Source organism: Zoogloea oryzae (assembly GCF_030161255.1).
Lineage (GTDB): Bacteria > Pseudomonadota > Gammaproteobacteria > Burkholderiales > Rhodocyclaceae > Zoogloea > Zoogloea oryzae.
In genome coordinates this window covers 26756-36555 of the sequence record NZ_BSPX01000046.1, presented here as the reverse complement: position 1 = coordinate 36555, position 9800 = coordinate 26756, and the positions used below count along the sequence as shown (strand labels likewise).

At 66.9% G+C, this 9800-nt stretch carries 13 protein-coding genes; 4 read left to right on the top strand and 9 right to left on the bottom strand.

The features are described 5' to 3' along the window. On the top strand, nt 1-496 hold a 496-nt coding region (locus QQK25_RS14765; protein ID WP_284188605.1), incomplete at its 5' end, for an exodeoxyribonuclease VII large subunit. A gap of 131 nt (nt 497-627) precedes the next feature. Continuing rightward, a complete protein-coding gene (locus QQK25_RS14760) occupies nt 628-1215 on the top strand; it encodes a superoxide dismutase (RefSeq protein WP_284188604.1) in 588 nt (195 codons plus the stop codon). 80 nt (nt 1216-1295) lie between these two features. Here QQK25_RS14760 and arsB read toward each other — a convergent pair whose 3' ends face one another. The 9 genes from arsB to purM all read right to left on the bottom strand — a co-directional run bounded on the left by arsB (nt 1296) and on the right by purM (nt 8235). Beyond that, nucleotides 1296-2348, bottom strand: a complete 1053-nt coding sequence (gene arsB, locus QQK25_RS14755) for an ACR3 family arsenite efflux transporter (protein WP_284188603.1) — start codon at nt 2346-2348, stop codon at nt 1296-1298. Then, entirely contained in the window at nt 2345-2854 is a 510-nt protein-coding gene (locus QQK25_RS14750; RefSeq protein ID WP_284188602.1) for an arsenate reductase ArsC, read from the bottom strand. The genes arsB and QQK25_RS14750 overlap by 4 nt, the downstream gene beginning before the upstream one ends. 1 nt (nt 2855) lies before the next feature. Beyond that, on the bottom strand, nt 2856-4631 hold the full coding sequence (gene arsA, locus QQK25_RS14745; RefSeq protein ID WP_284188601.1) for an arsenical pump-driving ATPase: 1776 nt from the start codon (nt 4629-4631) through the stop codon (nt 2856-2858). Between the two features lie 14 nt (nt 4632-4645). Continuing rightward, entirely contained in the window at nt 4646-5002 is a 357-nt protein-coding gene (gene arsD / locus QQK25_RS14740) for an arsenite efflux transporter metallochaperone ArsD (RefSeq protein WP_284188600.1), read from the bottom strand. A gap of 31 nt (nt 5003-5033) precedes the next feature. Next, on the bottom strand, nt 5034-5513 hold the full coding sequence (locus tag QQK25_RS14735) for an arsenate reductase ArsC (protein ID WP_284188599.1): 480 nt from the start codon (nt 5511-5513) through the stop codon (nt 5034-5036). Between the two features lie 2 nt (nt 5514-5515). Next, entirely contained in the window at nt 5516-5887 is a 372-nt protein-coding gene (locus QQK25_RS14730) for an ArsR/SmtB family transcription factor (RefSeq protein ID WP_284188598.1), read from the bottom strand. A gap of 63 nt (nt 5888-5950) precedes the next feature. Further along, the gene (locus tag QQK25_RS14725; RefSeq protein WP_284188597.1) at nt 5951-6649 is read right to left on the bottom strand and encodes an RES family NAD+ phosphorylase; all 699 of its coding nucleotides are present in this window, start codon (nt 6647-6649) and stop codon (nt 5951-5953) included. Next, nucleotides 6646-7038, bottom strand: coding sequence for an MbcA/ParS/Xre antitoxin family protein (locus QQK25_RS14720; protein ID WP_284188596.1), 393 nt, complete (start codon nt 7036-7038; stop codon nt 6646-6648). The genes QQK25_RS14725 and QQK25_RS14720 overlap by 4 nt, the downstream gene beginning before the upstream one ends. Nucleotides 7039-7200: 162 nt before the next feature. Then, nucleotides 7201-8235, bottom strand: a complete 1035-nt coding sequence (purM, locus tag QQK25_RS14715) for a phosphoribosylformylglycinamidine cyclo-ligase (RefSeq protein ID WP_284188595.1) — start codon at nt 8233-8235, stop codon at nt 7201-7203. Between the two features lie 203 nt (nt 8236-8438). Between purM and hda the strand changes: the two genes are divergently transcribed. Further along, a complete protein-coding gene (gene hda, locus QQK25_RS14710; RefSeq protein WP_153160928.1) occupies nt 8439-9119 on the top strand; it encodes a DnaA regulatory inactivator Hda in 681 nt (226 codons plus the stop codon). A 9-nt stretch (nt 9120-9128) separates the two neighbouring features. Beyond that, nucleotides 9129-9791: a histidinol-phosphatase gene (locus tag QQK25_RS14705; RefSeq protein WP_284188594.1), complete on the top strand. Its 663-nt coding sequence runs from the start codon at nt 9129-9131 to the stop codon at nt 9789-9791. The last annotated feature ends 9 nt before the right edge of the window (nt 9792-9800 follow it).

Genomic DNA, 9800 nt, shown 5'->3' with positions numbered 1-9800 from the left:
GCGCCTCTCCCGCGCCATGCAGCGGCGCTTCGAGACCGCCGCCCAGCGCCTCGACCGGGCCGCCGCGCGGCTCACCCATCCGCGCCAGCGCATCGAGCAGGCCCGCCTGCGCCTGGGCAACCTGGAGCAGCGCCTGCAAGCCCGCATTCAGCGCCAGCTCGCCGCCAGCCAGGCCCGAACCACGGCGCTGGGGCTCCGCCTCACTGCCCGCCGGCCCGATCTGGCCGCCCGCAAGCGCACCGTCGACACCCTCGCGGCCCGGCTGGAGCGCGCCGGACGCAGCCTGATCCAGCGCCAGCAGGATCGCCTCGACGCCCTCGGCCAGCACCTCTCCCACCTCGATCCGAAAGGCGTGCTGGCGCGCGGCTACAGCATCACCCGCGACGCCGACGGCGCGATCGTGCGGGACGCGGCGAGCCTTGAACCCGGTTCGCGTATCCGGGTCGAATTCCACGTCGGCGAGGTCGATGCAACGGTGAACAGCAAAAAAGGCTGAACCCGGTGCAAAATAACGCATGGTGCAGCGGCAGCCGGATGAGGTCTAGCCGCGTCCGATTGTGCAGTGAATCAAATCCCGACTAGAATAGTCGGGCAATTGAAACCCCAACCAAAACCCGGAGAACATCAATGGCTCACACCCTGCCCGAACTGCCCTACGCCAAGAACGCGCTGGTTCCGCACCTGTCCGAAGAAACCTTCGACTACCACTACGCCAAGCACCACAACGCCTACGTGGTCAATCTGAACAACCTCATCCCGGGCACCGAATACGAGAACCTGTCCGTTGAAGAGACCTTCCTGAAGGCCCCGGCCGGCGGCATCTACAACAACGCCGCCCAGGTCTGGAACCACACCTTCTTCTGGAGCTGCATGAAGCCGAACGGCGGCGGCGCTCCGACCGGCGCGCTGGCCGACGCCATCAACGCCAAGTGGGGCTCCTTCGACGAGTTCAAGAAGGCCTTCCAGGCTTCCGCCGTGGGCAACTTCGGTTCCGGCTGGACCTGGCTGGTCAAGAAGGCTGACGGCAGCGTCGACATCGTCAACACCGGCGCCGCCGGCAACCCGCTGAAGACCGGCGAAGGCAAGCCGCTGCTGACCATCGACGTGTGGGAACACGCCTACTACATCGACTACCGCAACCTGCGTCCGAAGTTCGTCGAAACCTTCCTGGCCAGCCTGGCCAACTGGGATTTCGCCTCCGCGAACTTCGCCTGATCGCCCCTGCGGCATCAGCGCAAAAAGCCCCGGAAGGCCGAGCCTTCCGGGGCTTTTTTACACCTGCGAGTTGGCAGCTATCAGCCCGCCGTCGCACCAAACCAGCGCCGCTGAAGCCACAGCGACACATTGACCAGCCCGATCATCACCGGCACCTCCACCAGCGGCCCGATCACGGCCGCGAAGGCCGCGCCCGAGTCGATGCCATACACCGCCACCGCCACCGCGATCGCCAGCTCGAAGTTGTTGCTGGCCGCGGTGAAGGACAGCGTCGTGCACTTGCCGTAGCCCGCCCCGGCCTTGCGGCTCATGGCAAACGACGCGAAGAACATCACCACGAAGTAGATCAAGAGCGGGATCGCGATGCGCACCACATCCATCGGGATGGTGACGATCATCCGGCCCTTCAGGGCAAACATCACCACAATGGTGAACAGCAGCGCCACCAGGGTGATCGGCCCGATCTTCGGCACGAAGCGGGTGTGGTACCACTCCTTGGATACAAAGCGCAGCATCACCACGCGGGTCAGCACCCCGGCCGCACAGGGGATGCCCAGGTAGATCAGCACGCTCTCGGCGATCTGGCCGATGGAGATGTCCACCACCGCGCCGGTCAGCCCGAACATCGGCGGCAGCACCGTCACGAAGAACCACGCGTACACGCTGTAGAACAGCACCTGGAAGATCGAATTGAAGGCCACCAGCCCGGCAGCGTATTCGGTCGAGCCCTTGGCGATCTCGTTCCACACGATCACCATCGCGATGCAGCGGGCCAGCCCGATGAGGATCAGCCCGACCATGTACTCCGGCTTGTCGGGCAGGAAGATCACCGCCAGCGCAAACATCAGCACCGGCCCGATCACCCAGTTCTGCACCAGCGACAGGCCCAGCACCTTGCGGTCGCAGAAGACGTCGGGCAACTCCTCGTAGCGCACCTTGGCAAAGGGCGGGTACATCATCAGGATCAGCCCGATGGCGATGGGGATGTTGGTGGTGCCCACCTGAAAGCGGTTGATCGCCCCTTCGATGCCCGGCACCAGATTGCCCAGGGCCACGCCCAGCGCCATGGCGGCAAAGATCCAGACCGTCAGGTAACGGTCGAGGAAAGACAGTTTGCGGCTTACTTCACTCACGATTCACCTCGATGACCACGGCCGATCTCGTCGAGCTCGTGCTTGAGCGCCATGCCGTCCAGCTTGGCAATGGGCAGGCTGGCAAACAGCGAAATGCGCCGGTGGAGGATCAGCAATGCCTGGGAGAAGGCGTGCTGCTTGGCGTCGACCGAGCCCTCGACAGCCGCCGGGTCTTCCAGCCCCCAATGGGCCGTCATCGGCTGACCGGGCCACACCGGGCACACCTCGCCGGCGGCGTTGTCGCACACGGTAAACACGAAATCGAGATGCGGCGAATCAGGGCCGGCAAACTCGTCCCAGCTCTTGCTGCGCAGCCCCTCGGTGAGCATGTGGTTGCGCTTCAGGAGTTCGATGGCCAGCGGATTGACCTGTCCCGCCGGGTGGCTGCCAGCGCTGAAGGCCCGGAAGCGCCCCTCGCCCACCTTGTTGAGGATGGCTTCGGCGAGAATGCTCCGGGCCGAATTGCCGGTGCACAGAAAAAGCACGTTGTAGATCTTGTCCGACATATCACGCTCCTTGGTTGGCTTGGGTCCGGCGGACCATTTGGCAAAGCCGTTCCACGCCCACCGGCTCGTCGCGCAGCAGCGGCACCAGGGCGTAGCGGCTGGCGTGGCGCGCAGCCACGTTCTCGATCTCGGCCAGCTCGTTGCGGGCGCGGCGACGCAGCAGTGCCGACCTCGGCCCGGCCGCGGCCACGCTGTTGTTGATGACCCACGCCCACGGCTCGATGCCGGCGCGGCGCAGGTCGGCCTGCAGGTTGGCGGCTTCCAGCACCGGCGTGGTTTCGGCCAGCGTGACGATCAGCACCTTGGTCCGCTTCGGGTCCTGGAGCTGCATCATCGGCGTGGTGAAGTGGGTGCCACCGCTGCCCATCTGGCGCACGATCTCCCGGTGATAGGCGCCGGTGGCGTCGAGCAGCAGCAGGGTGTGGCCGGTGGGCGCGGTGTCCATCACCACGAACTTGCGCCCCGCCTCGCGGATGATCCGGGAGAAGGCCTGGAAGACGGCGATCTCCTCGGTGCAGGGCGAGCGCAAGTCTTCCTCCAGCAGCGCCCGGCCCTGGGCGTCAAGCTTGGCGCCCTGCGTATCCAGCACGTGCTGACGGTAGCGCTCGGTCTCGGCGGCCGGGTCGATGCGGCTGACGGTGAGCTGATCGAGCGAGCCCTCCAGCGTCTCGGCCAGATGGGCGGCCGGATCGGAGGTGGTGAGATGCACCGGCAGGCCGCGCCGGGCGAGCTCCACCGCCACCGCCGCGGCGAGGGTCGTCTTGCCCACGCCGCCCTTGCCCATCAGCATCACCAGCCCGTGGCCGTCGGCGGCAATGCCATCCACCAGCCCGGCGATGTCCGGCGCGGCGGGCGGCGTTACCGGCGCCTCGTCGTCGGCCCGGCCCACGTTTGCCGCCACGAAGAGCTGGCGCAGCGCATCCAGCCCCACCAGGTTGAAGGGCTTGAGGGCGATCCGGTCGGTGGGCAGGCCGGCCAGCCCGGCGGGCATCGCGGCGAGGGCCGCCTGCTCCCGGGCGAAGATCGCTGCGGCAAGTGGGTCGCCCTCCGCCTCGCCCGCCGGCAAGAGGCCGTTGATGACCAGAAACTGCCGGTCGATGCCGATGGCTGCAAGCTCGTCGTGGGTGCGCGCCACTTCGCGCAGGGTCGCCTTCTGGGCGCGGGTCACCAGCACCAGCCGGGTGCGCGCGCCGTCGGCCAGGGCATCCACCGCCGCCTTGTACTGGCTGCGCTGCTTCTCCAGCCCGGCCAGCGGACCGAGGCAGGACGCGTCGCCCTTCCCCGCCTCCAGAAAGCCGCTCCACGCGCCGGGCAGCTGCAGCAGGCGGATGGTGTGGCCGGTGGGCGCGGTGTCGAAGACGATGTGCTGGTAGTCGTGGGTCAGGCTGGAATCCACCAGCAGCCCGGTGAATTCGTCGAAGGCGGCGATCTCGGTGGTGCAGGCGCCGGAGAGCTGCTCCTCGATGCCCTTCACCACGCTGTCGGGCAAGAGCCCGCGCACCGGCCCGACGATGCGGTCACGGTAGGCCTGGGCGGCCGCCTGCGGGTCGATCTCGAGGGCCGAGAGGTTGGGCACCGCGGGGATCGGCGTGATCCGGTTGCCGATCTCCACGCCAAACACCTGTCCGACGTTGGAGGCCGGGTCGGTGCTCACCAGCAGCACGCGCCGGCCGCGGGCGGCGAGGTCGATGGCGGTGGCGCAGGCGATGGATGTCTTGCCCACGCCGCCCTTGCCGGTGAAGAACACAAAGCGCGGCAGCGCCTCGAGAAATTGCATGGCGGCCTCCGGGCTCAGCAGCACTTGCTGCCGCTGCAGCAGGGCTTGGGCGCGTCCGGCGCGGCGTCGGCCAGCCCCAGCCAGCGGGCGATCTCGGCCCGGGCCGGGTAGCGGCCGGCCAGCGCCACTTCGCCATCCAGCAGCACCAGGGGCAGCGCTTCGGCGCCGGAGCGTTCGAGGAAGCCCTTGACCACCGGGTTGCCGGCAAAGGCCATGGGCTCCTGGGCCAGGTTGAAGCGTTCGACGCTGGCGCCCTGCTGGCGCGCCCAATCCACATCGGCGGAAAACTGGACGAGGGCCTGATCCACATCCACACCGCACACGCCGGTGCTGCAACACAGGGCCGGATCGAAAATCTGGAGGGCTTTCATTTTGACTCCTTTAACAATATTGAAATATTGATCACGGCAAAAGCTGGCCGATGCGATCCAGCTCGGCCTTCAGGGCTGCGCGGTCGTGCTGGAGCGTATCCAGCGGCAGCGCCAGGAAGGCTTCGATGCGGGCGCGCAGGATGCGGTAGGCGGTGTCAAAGGCCGCGTCGATCTCGGCGTCGGTACCGGTGGCGTGGGCCGGATCTTCCACGCCCCAGTGGGTGCGCAGCACGGGGCCGAGGTAAACCGGGCAGGTCTCGCCGGCGGCGCTGGCACACACGGTGACCACCACGTCCGGCGTCACCGGCAGCGCGTCCCACGACTTGCTGTGGTAGCCATCGATGGCGATGCCTTCCCGCGCCAAGAGCGCGAGCGAGCGGGGATGCACGTAGCCGGCGGGCTTGCTGCCGGCGCTGAGGGCACGCCAGCCGGCCGGCGCCAGGTGGTTGAAGGTGGCCTCGGCGAGGATCGACCGGCAGGAATTGCCGGTGCACAGAAACAGCACGTTCATGGTCAGGGTTTTTCGTCGGCAGCGGGGATGGGCGGCAGCACGGCTTCGGGGCAGCACGAGGCGGCCCGCAGGTCGGCGCATTTTTCGGGCTGGCCGGAACAGCATTCTTCGGTGAGGTAGGCGATCAGATCGAGCATCAGCGGGATGTTGGCCCGGTAACGCTGAAAGCGCCCCTCCTGCTCCACCGACACCAGCCCGGCGTGGGCCAGGGCCTTGAGGTGGAAGGACAGACTCGACGGCGAGATGTCGAGCGCGCTGGCGATGTCGCCCGCCACCATGCCCTCCGGCCCCTGGCGGACGAGCAGCCGGAAGGCTTCCAGCCGCCAGCCGGACGAGAGGGATTCGAAGATCGTGGTTGCTGTTCTGGTTTCCATGCCGCAACTATACAACGCTTCAACAAATATTGAAATGAAGATTCCGTGAAACCCCGCCCGGGGTCACAGCTGCATCCACGCGCTGCCCGGCTCCCGCTCCACGGCGATACCGGTGGCGGTGGTCGTGTAGGTGAGGAAGCACATCTGGCGCGGGTCGGACAGCACCGCCGGGTTCAGCACCGCGTACACCTCGCCATTGCAGCGGGCCGAGGCGGTGACGAGGCCGGGGTGGCCTTCCCGGTGCAGGCGCGCGCCCACCTGATGGGTCAGGCCGTAATCGTCGGGATCGACCAGCGCCGGAAAGGCCAGCGCCGTGGGGCGCAGATCCACCAGCGCCGCGTCGCAGCGCACCCGGTAGCACTTGCGCTCGATGCGCACACCGGGCTGGGTGAAGCCGGCGTCGTCCAGCAGCCCGCTGCGCCAGTGATGCACGGTTTCATGGACGCTCGTCTCCACCGTATCGGCGCCGTACCACACGCCAAAGCTGCCGTCGGAATAGCGGCTCTTCATCCAGTGGCGGAAGGGATAGTGGATGGCGTCGTTCCAGCGGGCGTCCTCGAAGGGCCGGTCGATCACCGGCACCGGCGAGACGAACATCCGCGGCTTGGTGGCGAGCTCGAGCTTGATCGCGGTCTGCCAGTCGGCCGGGTTGTCGGAAAGGTCGTCGAAGAGATCCTGCGAGACGCGGATCGACACGATGTTGCGCACCAGATCGCCGTGGGTTTCGGCGAGGCGTGCCTGGGCGAATATCGGGTCGATCACTGGCCGCGCGCCCGGTCGAGGTAAGCCAGCACCATCAGCAGGCCGGCAAAGCCGAACTCGCGGATCACGTCGATGGGCGAACGGTGCTCGAAGGCCCGGTTGCGGGTCTTCATCCACGCATAGGCCAGCTCGCGGTTATGGGGAAAGAGCAGGCGCAGGTTCTTGTGGATGCCCAGCAGGTGGCCAGCCCGCTCCAGCGTGTCGCGGCTGCCCGACAAGGCCTCGCCCTTGCGGTAGCGCGCCAGCACGGCGCGATTGGAAGTGGCAAAGCCGAGGGCGTCGAGCTGCTCTTCGGTGCTGAGTTTCCAGTGGTCGAAAAGCTGCATCAGCATGCCTGCCACGGCCTTGCGGTCGATGTCGTCGGTGACGGCGGCTTGAGGGGCGGTCATGATCGGCTCCGGGATACGTTGTTTCAATTGTAACTCTGTGAGTTTCAAAAGCAACACTTAGGCAGTGAGGAGTAAGGAGAGATGAGTGAGGAGATGCGGCAATGAAAAACGGGCCGCTCGGGCCCGTTTTTCATTGCCTTGTGCGGGCAGGCCCGCTGGCGCTTACACCACCACGGTCTGAGCCTGGCCTTCGGCGCGGGCTTCGATGGTGCCAAGCTTGTACACCGTCTCGCCGGTGGCGCGCAGCTGGGCGGCGGCCATCTCGGCATCTTCGGCGGCGACGATCACCACCATGCCGACGCCGCAGTTGAACACCCGGTACATTTCCTGGGCATCCACATTGCCGGCGTGCTGGAGCCACTGGAACAGGTAGGGCATTTCCCACGCGTCCTTCTTGAGCACGGCGGTCAGGTTGTCGGCCAGCACGCGGGGCACGTTCTCGAGCAGGCCGCCGCCGGTGATGTGGGCCATGCCCTTCACGAGGCCAGCGCGCTTTTCCATCAGCGCGAGCAGCGACTTCACGTAGATGCGGGTCGGCTCCATGATCACGTCCTTCAGCTTGCGGCCGTGGAAGTCGCCTTCGAGGTTGGGCTTGGCGATCTCGATGACCTTGCGGATCAGGGAGTAACCATTGGAGTGGGCACCACTGGAAGCGAGGCCCAGCACCACGTCACCCGGGCGGATGGTGGAGCCGTCGATGAGGTTGCATTTGTCCACCGCGCCCACCGCGAAACCGGCGAGGTCGTATTCGCCATCGGGGTACATGCTGGGCATCTCGGCGGTTTCGCCGCCGATCAGCGCACAGCCGGAGAGCTCACAGCCCTGGGCGATGCCCTGGACGACGGTGGCGGCGGTGTCCACATCCAGCTTGCCGCAGGCGAAGTAGTCGAGGAAGAACAGCGGCTCGGCGCCCTGCACCAGGATGTCGTTGACGCTCATCGCCACCAGATCCTGGCCGACGGTGTCGTGCTTGTTGAGCTGGAAGGCCAGCTTGAGCTTGGTGCCCACGCCGTCGGTGCCAGAGACGAGCACCGGCTCCTTGAACTTCTTGGAGATCTCGAACAGGGCGCCGAAACCGCCGATGCCGCCCAGCACCTCCGGGCGCATGGTGCGCTTGGCAAAGGGCTTGATGCGGTCGACCAGGGCATCGCCGGCGTCGATGTCCACGCCGGCGTCACGATAAGTAAGGGAACTCATGGGTTCTGTGATCTCTTCAGAAGCGTCCGGATGCCACCGGGAACGCTCATCGGATTGAGCACCCCGCCGGAACCGGCTACATTAACGGGCCTTGCGCCGGGGTTTTGGCCCCTGCCACGCAAACAAACCCGAATTTTAGCCGAAATGTCGCCGGCCCGCCCCTGCCGGGTGCGCCGTCGCAACAATCGCGTGCCCCCATCCGCGTGAAGCAACTCACCCTCGACCTGCGCGCCGACTCACCGCCGCTGCTGGAAAATTTCGTCGCTGCCGCCAACGCCGACCTGCTCGCCGCCCTCTACGAAGCCGTGCCCGTGGCCGATGTGCCCCAGCACCTCTTCCTGTGGGGCGACGCCGGCAGCGGCCGCAGCCATCTGCTGAAGAGCGTCGTCACCGCCGCTGCCCAGGCCGGCCGCCCGGCGTGCTACCTGCAGGCCGCCGATGTCGGCGCCACCCTGCCCGAAGCGCCCGGCCTGCTGCTGGCGGTCGATGACGTGGAGGCCCTCGGCCCTGACGCCCAGATCGCCCTGTTCCGCGCCTTCAACGCTGCCCGCGGCCAGAAGATGACCCTCGTCACCAGCGGCGCAGTTGCCCCGCTGCAGCTGGCGCTGCGCGAGGATCTGCGCACCCGCATTGGTCAGAGCCTGATCTTCGAGGTCAAGGGCCTCACCGACGACGACCGCAACGCCATCCTCCAGGCCCAGGCCGCCACCCGCGGGCTGCGCCTCGAACCCGAGCTGGTGCAATACCTGCTGCGCCACGGCCGGCGCGATCTCACCAGCCTGCTGCGCACCCTCGACGCCCTCGACGCCGCCTCGCTCGAACGCAAGCGCGCCGTCACCCTGCCCCTGCTGCGGGAAGTCCTGCAGCGCGACCCGACCCTTTAAGCGCACACCATGGAACTCGTACTTTTCGACCTCGACAACACCCTGCTCGCTGGCGACTCGGATTTCGAGTGGGCCCAATTCCTGATCTCCAAGGGCGTGCTCGACAAGGAAGTCTACGAAGCCCGCAACCAGCAGTTTTACGACCAGTACAAGGCCGGCACGCTGGACATCTTCGAGTTCCTCGACTTCCAGCTGAAGCCCCTGGCCCGCCACAGCCGCGCCCAGCTCGACGCCTGGCACCGCGAGTTCATGGACACCCGCGTCCGCCCGATGATGACGCCCAAGGCCCAGGCGCTGGTCAAGCAGCACCTGGATTCCGGCGCGGTGGTGGCCATCGTCACCGCCACCAACAGCTTCGTCACCGGCCCCATCGCCCGGGCCTTTGGCATCCCGCACCTGGTCGCCACCATTCCGGCCCAGGAAGACGGCGCCTTCACCGGCAAGCCCCGCGGCACCCCGGCCTTCAAGGCCGGCAAGATCGAGCGCGTCGAGGCCTGGCTCGAAAGCCTCGGCCTGTGCTGGGAGAGCTTTGCCAAGAGCAGCTTCTACAGCGACTCTCACAACGATCTGCCGCTGATGAACAAGGTTGGCAACCCCGTGGCCGTCGACCCGGACGACACCCTGCGGGCTCACGCCGGCAATCACGGCTGGCCGGTGATCTCGCTGCGTTAAACCACTCAC

Coding starts and splice junctions, on each gene's coding strand:
- QQK25_RS14760 (WP_284188604.1), top strand. CDS start 628: ATGGCTCACACCCTGCCCGAACTGCCCTACGCCAAGAACGCGCTGGTT.
- QQK25_RS14750 (WP_284188602.1), bottom strand. CDS start 2,854: ATGTCGGACAAGATCTACAACGTGCTTTTTCTGTGCACCGGCAATTCG.
- arsA (WP_284188601.1), bottom strand. CDS start 4,631: ATGCAATTTCTCGAGGCGCTGCCGCGCTTTGTGTTCTTCACCGGCAAG.
- arsD (WP_284188600.1), bottom strand. CDS start 5,002: ATGAAAGCCCTCCAGATTTTCGATCCGGCCCTGTGTTGCAGCACCGGC.
- QQK25_RS14735 (WP_284188599.1), bottom strand. CDS start 5,513: ATGAACGTGCTGTTTCTGTGCACCGGCAATTCCTGCCGGTCGATCCTC.
- QQK25_RS14730 (WP_284188598.1), bottom strand. CDS start 5,887: ATGGAAACCAGAACAGCAACCACGATCTTCGAATCCCTCTCGTCCGGC.
- QQK25_RS14720 (WP_284188596.1), bottom strand. CDS start 7,038: ATGACCGCCCCTCAAGCCGCCGTCACCGACGACATCGACCGCAAGGCC.
- purM (WP_284188595.1), bottom strand. CDS start 8,235: ATGAGTTCCCTTACTTATCGTGACGCCGGCGTGGACATCGACGCCGGC.
- QQK25_RS14705 (WP_284188594.1), top strand. CDS start 9,129: ATGGAACTCGTACTTTTCGACCTCGACAACACCCTGCTCGCTGGCGAC.